This window comes from Bacillus sp. es.034, from assembly GCF_002563655.1.
In the GTDB taxonomy this organism is placed as follows: Bacteria; Bacillota; Bacilli; order Bacillales; family Bacillaceae_B; genus Rossellomorea.
The window spans coordinates 2,626,820-2,645,465 of sequence record NZ_PDIY01000001.1 but is presented as its reverse complement, the minus strand read 5'-3'; the positions used below and the strand labels follow the sequence as shown (position 1 = coordinate 2,645,465).

At 43.7% G+C, this 18,646-nt stretch carries 21 protein-coding genes; 1 reads left to right on the top strand and 20 read right to left on the bottom strand.

Annotated elements, in window-relative coordinates; all coding sequences use genetic code 11:
* Positions 1–11: 11 nt before the first annotated feature.
* The 18 genes from aroB to ATG71_RS13385 all read right to left on the bottom strand — a co-directional run bounded on the left by aroB (position 12) and on the right by ATG71_RS13385 (position 15,803).
* Positions 12–1,094 carry a 3-dehydroquinate synthase gene (gene aroB, locus ATG71_RS13470; protein ID WP_098440018.1) on the bottom strand — a complete coding sequence of 361 codons (1,083 nt, stop codon included), beginning with the start codon at positions 1,092–1,094 and terminating at the stop codon, positions 12–14.
* 4 nt (positions 1,095–1,098) lie between these two features.
* Positions 1,099–2,271 (bottom strand): chorismate synthase, encoded by a 1,173-nt coding sequence (gene aroC / locus ATG71_RS13465; protein WP_098440017.1) that lies wholly within the window; start codon positions 2,269–2,271, stop codon positions 1,099–1,101.
* 214 nt (positions 2,272–2,485) lie between these two features.
* Positions 2,486–3,259 (bottom strand): CheR family methyltransferase, encoded by a 774-nt coding sequence (locus tag ATG71_RS13460; RefSeq protein ID WP_098440016.1) that lies wholly within the window; start codon positions 3,257–3,259, stop codon positions 2,486–2,488.
* A gap of 139 nt (positions 3,260–3,398) precedes the next feature.
* Positions 3,399–3,845, bottom strand: coding sequence for a nucleoside-diphosphate kinase (ndk, locus tag ATG71_RS13455; RefSeq protein ID WP_098440015.1), 447 nt, complete (start codon positions 3,843–3,845; stop codon positions 3,399–3,401).
* 101 nt (positions 3,846–3,946) lie between these two features.
* Positions 3,947–4,909: a heptaprenyl diphosphate synthase component II gene (hepT, locus tag ATG71_RS13450; protein ID WP_098440014.1), complete on the bottom strand. Its 963-nt coding sequence runs from the start codon at positions 4,907–4,909 to the stop codon at positions 3,947–3,949.
* 27 nt (positions 4,910–4,936) lie between these two features.
* A complete protein-coding gene (locus ATG71_RS13445; protein ID WP_098440013.1) occupies positions 4,937–5,638 on the bottom strand; it encodes a demethylmenaquinone methyltransferase in 702 nt (233 codons plus the stop codon).
* A 6-nt stretch (positions 5,639–5,644) separates the two neighbouring features.
* Complete coding sequence (locus tag ATG71_RS13440) at positions 5,645–6,478, bottom strand: heptaprenyl diphosphate synthase component 1 (RefSeq protein ID WP_098440012.1); 834 nt, start codon at positions 6,476–6,478, stop codon at positions 5,645–5,647.
* Positions 6,479–6,677: 199 nt separating this feature from the next.
* Complete coding sequence (gene mtrB, locus ATG71_RS13435; RefSeq protein WP_034758340.1) at positions 6,678–6,899, bottom strand: trp RNA-binding attenuation protein MtrB; 222 nt, start codon at positions 6,897–6,899, stop codon at positions 6,678–6,680.
* A 12-nt stretch (positions 6,900–6,911) separates the two neighbouring features.
* Positions 6,912–7,478, bottom strand: coding sequence for a GTP cyclohydrolase I FolE (gene folE, locus ATG71_RS13430; protein WP_098440011.1), 567 nt, complete (start codon positions 7,476–7,478; stop codon positions 6,912–6,914).
* A 229-nt stretch (positions 7,479–7,707) separates the two neighbouring features.
* Positions 7,708–7,980 carry an HU family DNA-binding protein gene (locus ATG71_RS13425; RefSeq protein WP_169213765.1) on the bottom strand — a complete coding sequence of 91 codons (273 nt, stop codon included), beginning with the start codon at positions 7,978–7,980 and terminating at the stop codon, positions 7,708–7,710.
* A gap of 594 nt (positions 7,981–8,574) precedes the next feature.
* Positions 8,575–10,053, bottom strand: coding sequence for a stage IV sporulation protein A (spoIVA, locus tag ATG71_RS13420; protein WP_098440010.1), 1,479 nt, complete (start codon positions 10,051–10,053; stop codon positions 8,575–8,577).
* 254 nt (positions 10,054–10,307) lie between these two features.
* Complete coding sequence (locus ATG71_RS13415; RefSeq protein ID WP_098440009.1) at positions 10,308–11,018, bottom strand: hypothetical protein; 711 nt, start codon at positions 11,016–11,018, stop codon at positions 10,308–10,310.
* Between the two features lie 28 nt (positions 11,019–11,046).
* On the bottom strand, positions 11,047–11,235 hold the full coding sequence (locus ATG71_RS13410; RefSeq protein WP_079533131.1) for a DUF2768 domain-containing protein: 189 nt from the start codon (positions 11,233–11,235) through the stop codon (positions 11,047–11,049).
* 327 nt (positions 11,236–11,562) lie between these two features.
* Positions 11,563–12,609 carry an NAD(P)H-dependent glycerol-3-phosphate dehydrogenase gene (locus ATG71_RS13405; protein ID WP_098440008.1) on the bottom strand — a complete coding sequence of 349 codons (1,047 nt, stop codon included), beginning with the start codon at positions 12,607–12,609 and terminating at the stop codon, positions 11,563–11,565.
* 16 nt (positions 12,610–12,625) lie between these two features.
* Positions 12,626–13,936 carry a ribosome biogenesis GTPase Der gene (gene der / locus ATG71_RS13400; protein WP_034760591.1) on the bottom strand — a complete coding sequence of 437 codons (1,311 nt, stop codon included), beginning with the start codon at positions 13,934–13,936 and terminating at the stop codon, positions 12,626–12,628.
* Between the two features lie 171 nt (positions 13,937–14,107).
* Positions 14,108–14,299 carry a capping complex subunit for YIEGIA gene (locus tag ATG71_RS13395; RefSeq protein ID WP_034758320.1) on the bottom strand — a complete coding sequence of 64 codons (192 nt, stop codon included), beginning with the start codon at positions 14,297–14,299 and terminating at the stop codon, positions 14,108–14,110.
* Positions 14,296–15,192 (bottom strand): YIEGIA family protein, encoded by an 897-nt coding sequence (locus ATG71_RS13390; protein WP_098440007.1) that lies wholly within the window; start codon positions 15,190–15,192, stop codon positions 14,296–14,298. Before ATG71_RS13390 ends, ATG71_RS13395 begins: the two co-directional genes overlap by 4 nt.
* On the bottom strand, positions 15,189–15,803 hold the full coding sequence (locus ATG71_RS13385; protein ID WP_142953482.1) for a YphA family membrane protein: 615 nt from the start codon (positions 15,801–15,803) through the stop codon (positions 15,189–15,191). The genes ATG71_RS13390 and ATG71_RS13385 overlap by 4 nt, the downstream gene beginning before the upstream one ends.
* A gap of 107 nt (positions 15,804–15,910) precedes the next feature.
* Between ATG71_RS13385 and ATG71_RS13380 the strand changes: the two genes are divergently transcribed.
* Positions 15,911–16,042, top strand: coding sequence for a YpzI family protein (locus tag ATG71_RS13380; protein ID WP_098440005.1), 132 nt, complete (start codon positions 15,911–15,913; stop codon positions 16,040–16,042).
* A 378-nt stretch (positions 16,043–16,420) separates the two neighbouring features.
* Here the strand turns inward: ATG71_RS13380 and fni are convergent, their stop codons facing one another.
* A complete protein-coding gene (gene fni / locus ATG71_RS13375; protein ID WP_098440004.1) occupies positions 16,421–17,473 on the bottom strand; it encodes a type 2 isopentenyl-diphosphate Delta-isomerase in 1,053 nt (350 codons plus the stop codon).
* 12 nt (positions 17,474–17,485) lie between these two features.
* The gene (gene rpsA / locus ATG71_RS13370) at positions 17,486–18,619 is read right to left on the bottom strand and encodes a 30S ribosomal protein S1 (RefSeq protein ID WP_098441824.1); all 1,134 of its coding nucleotides are present in this window, start codon (positions 18,617–18,619) and stop codon (positions 17,486–17,488) included.
* Between the last annotated feature and the right edge of the window lie 27 nt (positions 18,620–18,646).

Here is an 18,646-nt window from a genome sequence, read left to right as displayed (position 1 = left end):
AGGGACGGGATCTATAGCTTTCGGATGTATGCATCCGCCTGCTTTAAATCCTCCTCCGTAACGTTTGCCATCACGGGTTCACCGATATCCTTCAACAGCACGAAGACCGGATTTCCGTTCATGGACTTCTTATCAAGCTTCATCCCCTCGTATAATGTGTCGAAGCCGATGTTGGAAGGAACCTTCAGATTGTACCCCAAAGATTTGATCCACCCTATGAACCTCTCCATGTCAATTGACAGATTGCAGTAGCGTTCACTGAGATATAAAGCATAGACCATCCCGATCATGACTGACTCCCCGTGAGTCCGATTCCCATAGCCGCTTGCACTTTCAACTGCATGCCCGTAAGTGTGTCCGAAGTTCAAGAAAGCCCGGATATTTGACTCCCGTTCATCCTTTGATACAATGTCTCCCTTTACCTGTATTCCCCTAATCAGGCAATCTGTTAAAAAGCTTTCCTCCATGTTTTCAGGCGATCGGAAAGAATGCATGAGATCCTGAAGGAACTCCCGGTCAGATAAGAAGGCATGTTTGATCACTTCAGCGAATCCCGATAGGATTTCCGTTTTAGGGAGGCTAGAAAAGTAATTCAAATCAAAGAATACGCCTTCCGGCTGGTAAAACTGTCCGACCATATTTTTCCCCAGGGGGTGATTGATCGCCACTTTCCCTCCCACGGCACTGTCATGTGCAAGTATTGTCGTCGGAACGCTGATGAAAGGGATTCCCCTCATATAGGTGGATGCGATAAAGCCCGCAAGATCTCCAATGGCACCGCCACCGAAAGCAATCACGATGGATTTGCGATCTACTCTATGCTTGAGTCCGTGTGTTATCGCTTCTTCATACGTGGCAAAGTTTTTCGCCTTTTCCCCTTTGGGAGCTTGATAAATGGTTACATCAAAGGACTGACCGAGATCATCCGAGAATGCTTGCCCATGAAGCTTATATACGGCTTCATCGGCAATGAGCCATAGCTTTGAAACATCAGGGAAGGAATTCTTAATGAAAGAAACCATCTCATTCGTCATCTCCACTCCAATATTCACGTCATATGTCTTGGAAGCAGTTTGAATGGTTACCTGTTTCATTTCATTAATACTCCTTTGAATCCTGGCGTTGTCTGTTGATATCCTGACGAAGTTTCTCAAATTGATCACTATTGAATTGTTCGATGATGCCAGCGGCAAGTTCCCATGCCACTACGGCTTCTGCTACTACGCTTGCAGCTGGAACCGCACAGCTATCCGATCTCTCGATGCTTGCTTTAAAGGGTTCCTTCGTTTCGATGTCCACACTTTGAAGTGGCTTGTAGAGTGTCGGGATCGGCTTCATGACACCTTTGACACGGATTGGCATACCCGTTGTCATTCCTCCTTCAAATCCTCCTAAACGATTCGTTTTCCTATAGTACCCAAGCTCTTCACTCCATGCGATTTCGTCATGCACTTCACTTCCAGGCTTTCTTGCCATTTCAAACCCCAAGCCGAATTCGACCCCTTTAAATGCATTGATACTCATGACCGCCATAGCAATTTTCGCATCAAGCTTACGATCATAATGAACGTAACTTCCCACTCCTGCAGGCATACCCTCAACGATGACCTCTACGACCCCGCCTATGGAATCCCCATTCTGCTTCGCTTCATCTATCAGGTTCATCATTTTCCCGGCAGCCTCTTCATCCAGGCAGCGGACAGGAGATTCTTCCGTAATCTCTCTCAATTCATTTATCGAATCATAATGAAGCTTTTCGGCCTTAATGCCTCCGATTTCAAGGACATGTCCGACAACTTCAATATCCAATAATTTCAACAGCTTCTTAGCAACGGCTCCTGCTGCCACCCTTACAGTCGTCTCCCTGGCAGACGAACGTTCCAGGACATTCCTGAGATCTCTATGTCCATATTTCATTCCGCCGACGAGATCCGCGTGACCGGGTCTGGGCCTCGAGATCTTTCTCTTCACTTCTTCTTCTCCGCCCTCGAGAAGGGGCTCGATTCCCATCACCTTCGTCCAGTGAGTCCAGTCTTTATTCTCCACAACCAATCCTAAAGGAGAACCAAGCGTATATCCATGCCTCACCCCGCCGACGATCGAAGCACGGTCCTTTTCTATCTGCATTCTTCGTCCGCGCCCATATCCTTTCTGCCTTCTTGCCAGGTTTTCATTTATATCTTCAGCTTCAAGCGGCATTCCTGCCGGCAGCCCTTCAATGATGGTCGTTAACTGTGGTCCATGTGATTCTCCAGATGTTAAGTATCTCATTTACTTTCCCCCTTCAACTCGTTAAAGAATTATGTACCAATATAACATAGAATTTATATTCTTTCCTAGTCCTTACGTTTAAAAACTTTTCTAATATTCTATTTTCCTGAAAAATATAAAACGATGTGAATCCTCACATTTTGAGAGTCCACTTCTTCATCATCCCAAGGGATGAAAAAAGTGCTTCTAATATGCAGATTGACATCGTCGTTGTTTATATTTTTTTGTAGAAGAAGGTGTCTTCTGTTTCGAAGCCGTATTGTGAGGGGTTGAAGATTTGTTCGGTGCTGCCTACGAAGAGGACGCCGCCGGGCTTTAGTGAACTATTGAACTTATGGTAAAGAAGGTTTTTGGCCTCTTCCGTGAAGTAGATCATCACATTTCTGCACACGATCAAATCATAATTCCCTTCAAATGGGTCCGAAAGCAGGTTTTGCTGCTTAAAGCTCACCGTTCGCTTCACTTCGTCCTTCAGTTTAAATAAAGGTCCTTCCTGGGTGAAATGGGTTTTTTTCATTTCCCCCGGGAGTTCGGATAGTGACCTTTCGGGATAGAGCCCGTTCATGGCACGTTGAAGTGCATTTTTGTCTATGTCTGTAGCTGTGATTGAACCGTTTGAGAGGGTCATATACTTCGACAGCATCATGGAAAGGGTGTAAGGTTCTTCCCCGGTTGAGCATGCTGCGCTCCATACCTTCAACGTTTGATTCCCACTTATCAGTCTCGGGAGGATCTTCGTCTCCAGTATTTCCCAACGCTTGTAGTTACGAAAGAATTCTGACACGTTGATGGTCATACGATCCAGGAACCCTTCCATTTCTTCTCGATCCCGATTCAACGCACCTAAGAATTCCTGAAAACTTCCATACCCTTTCTTTTCATAAAGGGCCGTCAGTCTCCTCTTCATCTGTGCTTCTTTATATAGGGAAAGATCAATACCCGTTTTTCGTTTAACCCCTTGAATAAATTCACTATAATCATTTGACATTCAGATCCACACTCTCTTTGCTGCTATAAAGGTATAAAGCTATATTATGTATATCGAACATTACAGGGAAAAGTTAAACCTTTATCCATAGAAAAAAGCAAGCCGCAAACAGCGACCTGCTTCTAAATAGCAAAGGCTATTAGTAAACCCACTCGTTCATTAATTTGGAATATTCAACCAATTCTTCTTCTTTGAAAAATAGACCGATTTCTCTTACAGCGCTTTCAGAAGAGTCGGAACCGTGGATGATGTTCTTGCCTACAGTCAGACCGAAATCACCGCGGATCGTACCAAGAGCGGCATCCTTAGGGTTTGTCGCTCCCATCATGCCACGTGCAGTCGTGATGACGTTTTCACCCTGCCAAACCATTGCAAATACAGGTCCTGAAGTAATAAAGTCAACAAGTTCCCCAAAGAATGGTCTTTCTTTGTGCTCACCATAATGCTCTTCTGCAAGCTCGTTAGAAATGCTCATAAGCTTGGCACCTACTAATTGAAAGCCCTTTTTTTCGAAACGTGATACGATATCACCGATTAACCCTCTTTGTACGCCGTCCGGCTTAACCATTAAAAATGTCTTTTCCATCTTCCCCACTCCTAATATGTATGTATGGAATTCCTAAGGACATCCCACGAAAATAGTAACACTGATTGGGGGTTTTGGCAACGTTTCCATTTTAAATTTTCTTAATATTTTCTCTTACCGATATAGTTTGCGATATTTTTAAGGCTTTTCTTTACCCGGTTATATGGAAGGTGCTCCAGGTCTTTCAAGGCTTTATCCAGATACATCCTGCTGAGCTCATGGGACCGGTCGATAGCATCGGTGGCCAGGATGGAAGATATGACCTCTTTCATTTCGTCAGGGGTGGTATATTCCGTCACTCGTTCAATCTTGGCTTTCAAATCCGGATTTTCCATGGCGTACAGGATCGGAAGGGTGATATTCCCTTGCCACAAGTCGCTTCCCGCCGGTTTACCCAGTTCTTCCTCGCTCGCTGTAAGGTCCAGGATATCATCCGTGATCTGAAAACTCATTCCTACATTGTAACCAAATCGGTAAAGACGCCTGTGAATCTCTTCAGGCGCACCGGAAGAAATAGCACCGAGCTGGCAGCTTACGGCAATAAGCAAGGCGGTTTTCCTTTTGATCCGTAAAAGATAATTCCGCAGGTTCTGATCAAATCGATATTTATCTTCGATTTGAGCGATTTCACCCTTACATAATTCCACCAGTGTGTGTGATAAAATCTGATGTGCTTCAGGAACTTTTATTGAAGTCATATATTCAAGGGCACGTGCAAATATATAATCCCCAGTATACATCGCGATACGATTATCCCATTGGGCTTTAATCGTCGGTTTTCCTCTTCTCAACTCTGCATCGTCGATCACATCGTCGTGTACGAGGGAAGCCATGTGCATCAGCTCTAATGCTACCGCTACATTTTTCACACTATTAATATCGTATTGTCCAAATTTGGCAGACAGCAAAACAAACACCGGCCGGATCCTCTTCCCACCTGCTTGAAGAAGGTGAAGGGAGGCCTCTTGTAAAAGCAGGGATTCTGACTCGATCGCCACTTCCAATTCCTTTTCAATTTCATCTATATCCGCTTTAAGAAACGAATACATCCTGTTTAGCTTCATAGTTTTTCCACCTAATTTACGAATTTCTTACTTTCTGCCGGAATGCATGGCAGCAACCCCGCCACTATATGGCTTCACATGTATGTCTTTAAAGCCTGCTTCTTCAAACATCTGTGCAAGCTCCTTCATGCCTGGAAAATCCCTGGCAGATTCTTGAAGCCAGGAATATTCATTAAAACTCTTGGCGAATATCTTCCCGAAAAGGGGCATTACAAAACGGAAATATGCGTAATACATCTGCTTGAATCCAAACATGGTAGGTTGGGAGGTTTCAAGGCAGACGGCCATCCCTCCAGGTTTCACTACTCGGTTCATTTCCTTCAGGACGTGGAGATAGTCAGGGACATTTCGCAAACCGAAGCCAATGGTCACATAATCAAACGTGTTATCGTCGAAAGGGAGCTCCATGGCGTTTCCATGAATCAGTTCGATATTGTTCAGGTGGGACTCTTTGACTTTCTCTTTACCGATCGAAAGCATATTTTGACTGAAATCAAGACCCACCACGCTGCCGGACTCACCGACTTCTTCCCCGATGGCCAATGTCCAGTCCGCAGTACCGCAGCAAACGTCAAGTGCCTTGGAGCCAGGCTTCACATTCATATGCTTCATGGTATCTTTTCTCCACTTTATATGCTGTTGGAAACTGATTACGGAGTTCATCTTATCATAATTGGAATAAATCTTTTCAAACACTCCATGAACTTTTTGTTCTTTCGACTGCTGCATGTTGTTTTACCCTTCTTCCGCGTATAGTTTGGTCATTGGTTCAGGCTCTGTGTAAGGTAACAGCTCCACAATAAGCTTCTTAAAATAGGGCGTGTCCGGCTCGATGCTCTCTAGCTGTCCCTGGACCTTTCTCTTTGTCACTGCTAGAAGTTCATCTATTTGAGATAGCAGATGCCCAGTCTCTTCTCTTGTTAAATGGAAGTCCGGTGAAGTCTGATCTGTCCGGTTGGATAAAGTAGTCAAAGCCCGGATGAAGCTTGTATACTGCGAATGCCCGAGACTTATCTTCTCCTGAACGAGCTTCTTGTAAAGCAGGGCTTCTTCGACGATCTCGATCCACTGATTGTCTTCAAAAGAACGATAGAAGTTGGACACAATCGCTGATTCCCTGGTCTTTAACTTCTTCATGAGTTCAGTGATGCTTTTATGTTCGTCCTTGTATATGGAAATTTTGCTTTCATTGATTTCTTTGATCGCTTTTGCTAAATGTGAGATCAGTTCAACATCATCTGTTTCTGCGAGGATCTTGTAATAGAGGCTGCTGAAGTACACTCCAGCGAGTACTGTCAGCTGCCTTTCCTTCAAGGAATCACGTTCAGAGATTGTAACCTTTTCATGTGTATCAAGGGCTATCTGCAATAACATGGCAGTCGAAATCCACTGTACAACTTCTTTACTCATCGTCCGTCCTTCCCTTACGAAAGGCAGGAGCAGAAAATAGATCCGGTCCCGGTCAATATACGGTTGATCAATATATTCCTTTAGATAAGAGTGATGCAACTGCTCTTCTATGTATTGATGAATGATATTCGCTTGATGGTTACAATCAATGAATTTCATACCCTGTAATCCCCATTTCTACTATGTATCGGTCTAAAAATTTCAGCATTAAATATTATACCATAAAATCCTCTTCAATAGGGAGCATGAGTCTCATCCCCTTTAAGGATATTATAACAAAGGGGACGACCACGAAGCTGAAAACTTCTTAGTCCGTCCCTCCTTTATTCTCTCTATCAGCCAAAAGCAGAATAGAAGATTATTTCTTATTATCACTCTCAACTTCGCCGTAACTGGTGACGATCGTCGCTTTTCCTCTTACCTTGATGGCAGACGTGTGATCCGTAAATTGTGCGATCATCACTTCCCCTTTATCAAGCTTCTCTGAATGATGAAACCTGGTGTCCGTCCCTCTTGTCAGGCCGATCACATTCACGCCGTCTTCAATTGCTTTGATGACAATATAATCATTTGAATTCATTCGTCGTCACTCCTAATTCTTTATAAAAGAAAGAACCTCACTGCGTGCCTGAGCGTCCTCTTTGAACGTACCCCTGACAGCTGTCGTCACTGTGCTTGATCCCGGCTTCTTCACGCCTCTCATCGTCATGCACATATGCTCCGCTTCAACGACTACCATGGCACCGTGAGGAAGAAGGGTTTCCATGATCGTATCCGCCACTGTGGATGTAATTCTTTCTTGAAGCTGAGGGCGCTTGGCAACGGATTCCACTGCCCTTGCAAGTTTACTTAATCCTGCCACCTTACCATCCCTTGGAATATACGCAACATGTGCTTTTCCGAAGAATGGGACAAGGTGATGCTCACACATTGAATAGAATGGAATATCTTTAACCAGCACGAGCTCTTCATGTTCTTCACTGAATATAGTTTCAAAGTATTCTTTCGGATCGTGATCGAGTCCTGAAAATACTTCTGCATACATTTTCGCCACGCGTTTTGGCGTATCTAATAAGCCTTCTCTATTAGGATTCTCTCCAATAGCTTCTAATATTAATCGAATTGCTTCTTCTATTTGGCCATGATTGACTTGTGCCATAATGTTGTCCTCCTAAAATAACTTAAAGAAATAGTAACATTGTTAATATTAGCACAAGCCCATAATGTCATCAAAGACTAGTGCTTTAGAAGTTTTATCATAATATAAAATATACGATAAAAGAAGAAAACTTCATACATAATTTTCGGGGAGACGCTTCATACTATTGGAGAAAAAACAAAAAGACCGCATAATTATGCGGCCTTCCCGTTACGCTCAAAGTATGTAATTATTTTACAGCTTCTTTAAGCGCTTTACCTGGTTTGAAAGCAGGTACTTTGCTAGCTGAGATTTCGATCTCTTCACCTGTTTGTGGGTTGCGACCTTTACGGGCTGCACGCTCACGTACTTCGAAGTTACCGAATCCGATTAATTGTACTTTATCACCGTTTGCAAGTGAATCTTGAATTGTATCGAAAACAGCGTCAACCGCTTTAGTAGCGTCCTTCTTAGATAGCTCAGCAGCTTCTGCAACAGCATTGATAAGTTCTGTCTTGTTCATGCCATTCACCTCCTCCCAAGGAAATGTCTCAGTCATGATTCATTTACTTTAATATCATTAGTAAACAACTTTAGCGAATTCTATACATAATGTGTAGAAAAAACGCTTGAAAACGTTGCTGAATCAATATTCAACAACAATTCTGTTAAAAGATTATCACAATAGATACACCTTAGCAAGAACAAATCAAGAAATAATGGGAATCTTTTCTTATTTGCAACACAAATGTAATAGAATCACCAACCATCCCTTTGTTCTCGCACTCTAATCAACCTACCACTTCTTTCGGATGACTGCAACCGATACCCTTATCTGTCAGGTACTCTAACTTACTTCCCAACCTGGGAATGCCTTAAACATCCACATCCGTTTCCCATCAGGTTTGCATACACTCAAGGTTGGTATCCCTCTAAAGCATCACCTTCCATAAACCCATATATACCAAGTGTTCACAGCTAATGTCGTCGTTTCGAAAACCTTCTTACAATCTAATAAAAATTTATATTTATGCAATGGAAATACCTACAGTCACAGGGGGATTTCCTCAAGAAAATGAAAACAAAAAAATGACCCTCCTAAGAAGGTCAAAGACACTTATAAAATAATGGCGATCAATCCACCAGATCCTTCGTTGATGATTCTTTCCAATGTATCTTTTAATTTATATCTTGCATTTTCAGGCATCAGAGATAGTTTGGCCTGAATACCTTCTCTTACGATGGAACTTAAGCTTCTGCCAAAAATATCGGAGTTCCAGATGGACAGCGGGTCATCTTCGAAATCCTGCATCAGGTAGCGCACCAATTCTTCGCTTTGTTTCTCTGTCCCGATGATCGGTTCAAACTTGGACTGTACATCCACTTTGATCATGTGTATGGATGGAGCCACCGCTTTCAAGCTGACGCCGAATCTTGCCCCTTGTCTGATGATTTCAGGTTCATCCAGGCTCATATCGTTCAATGAAGGAGCAGCTATGCCATATCCAGTCTGCTTCACCATTCTCAGTGCGTCTGAAATTTGATCATATTCGGCTTTCGCATGGGCGAAATCCTGCATTAATTCAAGTAAGTGATCTTTCCCGCGAATTTCCACCCCTACAATTTCCTTCAGGACTTCATCATACAGTTCATCCGGGGCGTACAGGTCGATTTCAGCAATCCCCTGACCCATATCGATACCGGCAAGCCCAGCACGTTCGATATGATCGAATTCACTGAAGTAGTGGACAACCCGGTCCACATCCCGGAGTCGCTTAATATCCTTGACTGTTTCTTTCACGGCTTCCTGGTAGTTCTGTCTTAACCAATGATCTTCTTTCAGTACCATTACCCAGCTTGGAAGATTGACATTCACCTCAAGAACCGGGAATTCAAATAGCGCTTCTCTAAGGACGTTCAATACATCCGAGTCCCTCATGCTTTCTACACTCATGGCGAGGACTGGTATGTCATATTTATCCTGAAGTTTCACTCTGAGGTCTTCTGTTTCAGGAGCATGAGGTCTCGCTGAGTTGATGACCATGATAAATGGTTTACCCACTTCTTTCAGTTCCTCTATGACCCTTTCTTCTGCCTCAATGTAGTCCCCTCTGCCAATTTCCCCGATGGAGCCGTCTGTCGTGACAACCACTCCGATCGTGGAATGTTCCTGGATGACTTTCCGCGTGCCGATCTCGGCTGCTTCATGGAATGGAATAGGCTCTTCATACCATGGTGTATTGATCATCCTGGGCCCATTTTCATCTTCATACCCCTTTGCACCCGGGACCGTATATCCTACACAATCTACCAATCTAATATTCACTTCGAGGCCTTCATCGACGTGAACAGAGATGGCTTGATTCGGAACAAATTTCGGTTCAGTCGTCATGATCGTCCTGCCTGCCGCACTCTGAGGCAACTCATCCTGCGCCCTTGCGCGTTCTGACTCACTTGCGATGTTAGGAAGGACGACAAGTTCCATGAACTTCTTGATGAATGTTGATTTTCCTGTTCTAACTGCTCCTACCACACCTAAATAGATATCTCCGCCTGTTCTTTCGGCAATGTCCTTAAATAGATCGACTCTTTCCAAGAGATTCCCTCCCATCTTATATTCCAGGGATGTTTCATCCGTGTATTCTGTGTCTCACATTCTATAGTTATGATGTTGTCCCAATGACTTATGACTATTAATATGCTTTTTTTCCCCCCTTATGATGAAAAATGAAAAATTTATTATGTCTTTAGCATTTATGATCATTTGTTTAGATGAAATAACCCTATAAAGGATGACATAAAAATAATAACCCTTCCCTTACAATATATTTTGCAAGAAAAGGGTTATGCCTATTTTGTCATGAAGACAGGTTCGTTATTTTCATCAACCGTATACGGTAAAGAATAAGCAGGAACAAAGTATGTATCTTTCACTAGTAAATTCCGTATATCTTCACCTTTTTTATATTTTTCATCACCCGATTTAAGTTCTTCAAATAAATCCATTGAATAATCCACAAAAATGTCGCCGTCACCGTTAATGATAAGGGGAAGATTTTTATTGGAATATGGGCTATTCACGTAGACTTCCCCATCATAGCCAAGCTCCTTATAATTCAGGGTATAGACATTGTGTGCTACTTCTTTTTTAAACGGAGGATAGTCTTGTGCCTGGATCCTGATTTTCAATTCCCTTATCTGTTCAGCCATTCGAAGATCGAATATCTTGACTTCCGGCTTTTCTTCCACATTCACCAGAACATATTGAAAGATTCCGCCGTTTTCAAAGGCATTCCCCGGAATTTCGGGTAAGTATCTTGGGGATAATTTCCTGAAATCAATCGGATATTTCTGATAGATGGGAGTATCCTGATCCCGGGTCTTGATCGGGAGCAGTCCGCTATTATCCTTCTGATAGGTTTCCACTGCCTCTTGTACAGCCTTCACCTGGGTTTCATAAGGAATCTGATTCTGACTTAATTCTTCATCCGGATACAAACAGCCGGAAAGGATGCTCATCGTAAGTATGAGAAGTAAAGTTGTTATACTAAAGCGCTTCAATCTAAAACGTCCTTTCAATCGGGCGGTCCTAATTGGTAGGTCCGCTTAATACTATATAAATCATCATGAGCCCACCAGCGATCATCAATATGTATGCCATGAAAGCTGTGATAAAACGCAGGAATTTCTGCTTAATCTTATATCTGCTGAAATAAATCGTCAATATGGCAAAAAACATGAACCCCATTGAGGCAAACGAAATCCACATCTTCATCATCGAATCCAAAGTACATCCCTCCTATTATCGAATGTATTATATCATAAGATTTTTACTAAAGAATAGAAAAGAATGGTTGTTCAAGAATCTGTTACAGTCCAAAAAGGGAGGGCTTAAGGATGAAAGACCAAAAAAAAGCTTCTCAAGTATGTCAGCATACTAAGAGAAGCTCTAAATAAGGGAGACCTACCCATCCATAGGCAAAGCTGTATATATTCATGACAGTGTATGCAGAAAGATCCGTGTACGCATCCTCGAATGCCTATAAATCGAGGAATAATTGTGCATTATGCAAAAATAATCATTCATACAGTCCTATTTTCCGGATCAGGTTAAGCGTTCACCCAGAATATTCACAAGATCTTCCATTTCATTCGTTTTCACGCGACCCATCAAATGATCAACGGCTTCTTTCGCTTCCACTTTATTGAAGAGGACATCATACAGTGCATCCGTAATCGGCATATTCACTTCATACTTCTCAGCAAGCTGATGGGCCGCTTTCGTTGTGCGAACCCCTTCTACGACCATACCCATGTTGGCCAGGACCTCATCCAGATTATGACCCTTCCCGAGCATATTCCCGGCTCTCCAGTTTCTCGAGTGCACACTTGTACACGTCACGATGAGATCACCGATTCCCGTTAATCCTGAAAACGTCAGGGGATTCGCACCCATCTTCGTTCCCAGACGGGCAATCTCAGCAAGCCCGCGTGTAATCAAAGCCGCTTTGGCGTTATCCCCGTATCCCAAGCCGTCTGTAATTCCGGCAGCAAGGGCGATGATATTCTTTAGAGCCCCACCAATTTCTACACCGAGGAGGTCCGGATTCGTGTACACACGGAAATTCATGTTCATGAACAGGTCCTGAACTTCTTCAGCCGCCTTCATGTCCTTGGACGAAACGGTCACAGTGGTTGGATGCCTCAAGCTCACTTCTTCAGCGTGGCTTGGTCCTGATAGTACCACGACTGTATGTAAATTCTCAGGTGCCATTTCATCTTCGATCAATTCTGAAATTCTGAGGAGGGAATCAGGTTCAATTCCCTTACTTACATGGACCACGGTCAATGGGGCACGTTGAACCTCTTGAATCTGCCCCAGGACCCCGCGGATCGCTTTCGTCGGAACAGCCAGAATGATGGTGTCGACGCCATCCAATGACTCCCCGAGGTCGTGATAACCGATAATAGATTGGGGGAGGTCGATGTCTTTCAGATACTTTTGATTCGTATGCTTGTAGTTGATTTCATCGATCTGTTCTTTTTTGTGGCCCCATAGCCTAACTTCCAGTCCATTATCAGCCAGTACCATCGCCAGGGCCGTGCCCCAGCTTCCTGCTCCGATTACCGTTACATTTTTTGAACTTTTCATTTTTACACCCACCTTATTATTTTCTAGCACGCGCAATAATACGAATAGGGGTTCCTTCAAATCCAAATGCATCACGGATTCTATTTTCCAAGAATCGTTCGTAAGAGAAGTGCATTAATTCAGGGTCATTGACGAACACAACGAAAGTAGGAGGCTTTACAGCCACTTGTGTCGCATAGTAAATCCGTAATCTCTTACCATTATCCGTCGGTGTCGGATTCATGGCAACAGCATCCATGACCACTTCGTTCAACACACTGGATTGTACGCGCATGGCGTGATTTTCACTTGCCGTATTAATGATCGGCAGCAGTGTGTGAATGCGCTTCTTTGTTTTCGCAGAAAGGAAGACGATTGGAGCATAGTCAAGGAATTGAAAATGTTCCCTGATATTTTTTTCCCATTTATTCATGGTTTTCTCATCTTTGTCCACAGCATCCCATTTATTCACGACAATGACGACAGCACGCCCCGCATCATGTGCATATCCTGCGATTTTCTTATCCTGCTCGATGATTCCTTCCTCACCGTCTATGACGGATAGGACGACATCTGAGCGCTCAATGGCTCTGAGAGCTCTTAACACACTGTACTTTTCAGTGGTTTCATACACTTTCCCTTTTTTTCTCATACCCGCTGTGTCAATGATGACGTAGTCTTGTCCATCATACGTATAGGAGGAGTCAATGGCATCCCGCGTCGTGCCTGCTACGTTACTGACGATGACACGGTCTTCACCTAATAAAGCGTTGACTAAAGAAGATTTCCCTACATTCGGACGCCCGATTAAAGAAAATTTGATGACATCTTCCGCATAGTCCTCTTCCTCTTCCTGTTTGAAGTTCTTTACGACCTCGTCGAGCAGATCTCCAAGACCAAGTCCATGGGAACCTGAAATAGGATACGGTTCGCCAAATCCTAAAGAGTAGAAATCATAAACCATTTCCCTCATTTCTGGATTATCGATTTTGTTTATCCCTAATACGACCGGTTTCTTTGATCTGTAAAGAATTTTGGCAACGATTTCATCAGCGGCTGTGACACCTTCACGGCCATTCGTCAAGAATACAATGACATCGGCTTCATCAATCGCAATTTCAGCCTGCTGCCTGATCTGATCCAGGAATGGTTCATTTCCCAGCTCAATCCCGCCTGTATCGATGATATTGAATTCATGGGTCAGCCATTCTGCAGAACTATATATACGGTCCCTTGTTACACCAGGTACATCTTCAACGATGGATATTCTTTCCCCAACAATTCTATTAAAGATCGTGGACTTCCCGACGTTCGGACGCCCTACGATTGCTACTACTGGTTTAGTCACGTTCATCACCCTTTCTGTAAGAAGTTGTTTCGTTCTTACATTTCCTCTTTTTAAGCCTGTTCAATCATTTTCATTAACTGGCACAAGAAGGACCGGCCCTTAAGGTAATGTTTCCTTATGGGACAGTCCCCCTAACTTTACTATTTTATCAGTAAAAGAATAAACTGGCAATCAATGTTTTACAATGATGAAGAGTCCCTCGTCTAATTCATGGGCAATCCCGTCGAGGATCGCTTCCAGATTTGCGCAGATTTTTTGTAATTCATCATCCGTTTTACAATAAAATACACTTGTTCCACTTGGCACTTTTTCAGGTGTGGTCGTGACGGTTGCAAGGATGAATTTCTGTATGGTCGTACTCATTTTAACTTACTCCCCTCCTGATTCGCTTTCGACTCAGACGGCATTCTTATGGCATTTTCCAGGGTTGGCACCTGCCCCAGGATGGCTATGGCCTTCTCTACGTCCTTTCGCTGCGGAAGGACAAACACCCCGACTCTTCCATCATCTAAATCCCTCTTGGCGAGGGGCGTCAAAGCAGGAGTCCCCGAATCCTTAAAAATCCCGAGGGAAGTGGACATATCATGGAGAATGGCCTGACGCTGACCCAGATTGGCGAGTGTCGACCTTGCATCAAACGATTTGGGTGAAAGGATGAACCCCATCCCATAGCGGAGGATCTCTTCCTGCCTTACTTTAAGGCCAATATTCATGATATAGATATTATCAACATATAGTCCCGCTCCATCAAAATGAGGCTTCACATATTCAATGTCAACGATATCCTTCAGCCGCCCGCCGGCCATTAATTTATGAGCAAGCACCATGCAGAACGCACTGATTCCTAAAGCGGCATATATATTAAAAACGATGTAGGCGATCGTAGCAAGCAGAGAGGTGAAAATAACCAGGTAATTTCGACTTTCAAACGCAATGGCAATCCCCTCGATGTACGTAGCCCCTCTGGGGACAAGCTCATATGCATCCAGCTCAGTCAACGTGTTTCTCTCCATATTTCTCACATCACGGAACTGAGACGCCGCAACCGTCAAGAACGTTATCGCCGTGAAATTCTCCTCCAGTAAAGCGGGAATTGCAATGGTGCCAAGTCCCGCTGCAATGAACCCAAGGGCTATATGTATAATCTTGCCATGAAGATACGTTGGGTATTGGCGATAGTCGGTGCGAAGCATATAGATCCTGGTCAGGGTCCCCACCACCACGCCAAAGATCACCGGATACACATACACATTCATAGATTCTTCATTTCCCCCTTATTTGTTTGTGTCTTGATGTGAACAGCCTGATTTATTTCCCCCACGATTTTCAAGGCTGTTAAAAGCCCGATGGTTAGAGCAAGCACGTCCAGGTATGCAGGACCTCCGATCGAATAGTAAAATCCAACCTTATTTAATGGAATGCTCAAAAAAAAGTCGCCGATCACACTGCTTAAAGCGACCGCAACGAGGCGGAGCCTGTATTGGGTGGAGTGGCTGTAGAAAAGAACACCTACAAGTACCAACCCCAAAGAAAGGATGATATCCCGATCTATAAACATAAGTACCGGGTCATAAATGGAAATCAAAGCGACCCCTGCATAGAGCATCCCCATGGAGAGAACTGCTACAAGCATATATAACTTCTCTCTCAAGCTTAAATTTCGCATATAAACAGAACAAATGAGTGCAAGTACAATAACAGGGAATGATACCTCAACAGAACCCACCATCATTCCATATGGAAATACACATATGAGCAACAAACAAAGAAACGAATAACGAAAACGTTCCGAATGCTTCTTTCTCAATATAAATGTCGTATAGACCCACATTCCCCACAGTAACCACAAATACAATATGCCATCCATCAGCACACTCTCCCTCCTATTATCTACATTATGGAAAATCTTTATGTATCTCATTCATGTATGAATCAACTTTCCAAAGAAAAAATAAAGATAGGAGGTGTTTTCAAATGGGTAAAGATCGACAAGAAAAAAAGCTGAAACAAAGCAAGCGTGTGGAATCAGACCGTGACCAGGGCTTACACTACAACGGAGCGACAAGCCTCGAAGGACCGGAAAAAGCTAAAAAAGGACAGAGGTAACACGAAAAGCGGAGGCGGCTTGGTCAGAGGCGACAAGCATAAGATGAATCGACCGGAAAGGCGCTCTTTGCCTTTTTGGTCGATTTAACTTATGACCTCGAGCCTCTAGCCGCAGGAGCTGGACATCACGAAAAGCGGAGGCGGCTTGGTCAGAGACGACAAGCATAAACAATATCAATGGCTACTAGCTATCATTCGGTAGTAATCCAGCGGAAATGGAAAGGAATCCGGCCGTTTTGAGCATTAATCCAGCCGTTTTACGTTGAAATCCAGCCATTTAACAAAAATATCCAATTATGCCGAACCACAACAACAAACTCAACCCAGGGAATAACAAAAAAGAACGAATTCTCACTCACTCATGAGAATTCGTTCTTTTCACATACATCTATTGCTATACCCCCGCGGATTCAACCCTCTCGTCTCAAGCCAATGATATACGTGACCTGACAGCACCATGGGCACCTTATGAAGATCGTCGATCCGTCTACATCCGAGAGCACACATTAAAAACTGAATATCCGTATGAATTTGATTCACTTCTTCAATGGTATCGTTTAAACTCGATTCCAGGAGCTGTTTAAGGATGACGCCGGCCATTCCAACAGCGGATGCCCCTAAACCAAGGGATTTAACGATGTCCAGGCTGTTCTGGATGCCACCTGAAGCGAGGATCGGCTTATCTGAGACGCTGTAGCTCTCGGCAATCGATACTGCAGTGGGAATCCCCCACCCATCAAAGAAATCCAACATACGCTTTCTCCGTTGATTTTCGATTTTCGAGAAATTCGTTCCCCCGAATCCGCCTATATCGATGGCTGAAATCATTGAGGCGGACAAGGATTCGGCAGCCTCTTTACTGATACCAAACCCCGTCTCTTTCACAATTACAGGTACGGAAAGATTCTCGGAAATATTCTGTATCCTCTCCAGGGCACCCCGGAAGTCCCGGTCCCCTTCAGGCATCGTCAATTCCTGAATCACATTCAAATGGATCTGCAAGGCGTCGGCTCTAATCATCTCAACGGCATCTCTTGCCTGTTGAACCGTGGACTCACTACCCAAATTCCCGAAGACCACACCATCCGGGTTGTGCTTCCGGACGACTTCATACGTTTCTCGTTCAGCAGGGTCTTTAAGAGCTGACATTTGTGATCCTACGGCAATGGCCAGCCCCGTTTCCCTGGAAAGGATCGATAATTCCTGATTGATTTTTGTAGTGGATTCTCCACCTCCACCCGTCATAGCATTTATGAAAATTGGCGAACTCCATGTAAGTTCGCCAATTTCAGATTGCAGATGAACCTCATCTACTGCTATATTCGGTAAGCTTTGGTGGACAAAAGCCACTTCATCGAAACCGGTCTTCCGTTGCTGACCGGTCGATAAAGCATAATTAATGTGGTCTTTCTTTCTTTGAGCTCTCGTCACAATTCATCACCATTACTTAAGATCTTTTAATTTGTCTCCAATCATTTCACCTAATTGGAAGCCAGTGCTTTCTTCAGGCATTTCATAGTCTGTTACTTCTTCCTCTTTTTCCTCAAGAGCCTTGATGCTTAAAGATAAGCGTTGTTCATTTTCGTTCACGTCAAGCACCTTCACTTTTACATCCTGGTTCTCTTGAAGCACTTCGTGTGGAGTACCGATATGTTTATGTGAAATTTGAGAGATATGAACAAGTCCTTCCACTCCAGGGAACACTTCTACAAATGCACCGTAAGATACAAGGCGTTTTACAACCCCATCCAACACAGTTCCTTTGGGAGCCTTTCCTGTGATGTCACTCCATGGCCCAGGGAGGGTTTCTTTGATGGATAAAGAAATACGTTCGTTGTCACGATCGACACTAAGGACCTTCACCTGTACTTTTTGTCCCTCAGTCACGACATCAGAAGGCTTCTCTACATGTTCGTGGGAGAGTTGGGAAATATGGACAAGTCCGTCCACTCCACCAATGTCCACGAATGCCCCGAAATCCGTAATCCGCTGGACTGTCCCTTCAAGGACGGCACCCGTTTCGATATCCGTCAGCAGCTGTTTCTTCTGTTGCTGCTTCTCTGCTTCGACGACTGCACGGTGGGACAGGATCAAACGATTTTTCTCCTGATCCAGCTCAACAATCTTGAACGTTAAGGTTTTGTCTTTATAATCGGAGAAATCCTCGACATAATAATCTTCCACCAATGAGGCCGGGACAAACCCTCTTACTCCGAGATCAACGACAAGGCCGCCCTTCACAACATCTTTCACTTCAGCTTCGAAGACGTCTCCATTTTCAAAACGGACCTTCATTTCTTCCCATGCTTTTTCGGCATCGACTTTCCGCTTGGATAGAACAAGCAGCTCTTCTTCCACTTTTGTCACGATTAACTCAAGTACATCCCCTTCACTGACTACATCAGAAGCTTTTTCGATATGAAGGCTTGAGAGTTCACTAATTGGAATGATGCCATCCACTTTACTATCTTGAACGTCGACTAAGACTTGTTTTTCTTCAACCTTAGTGACTGTCCCTTTAACTTTTTCACCAATTTCAAGATTCTTCACTTCAATTCCATTCATGTCTTCCATTATGTACTCCTCCTTAATCCATGACTGCAA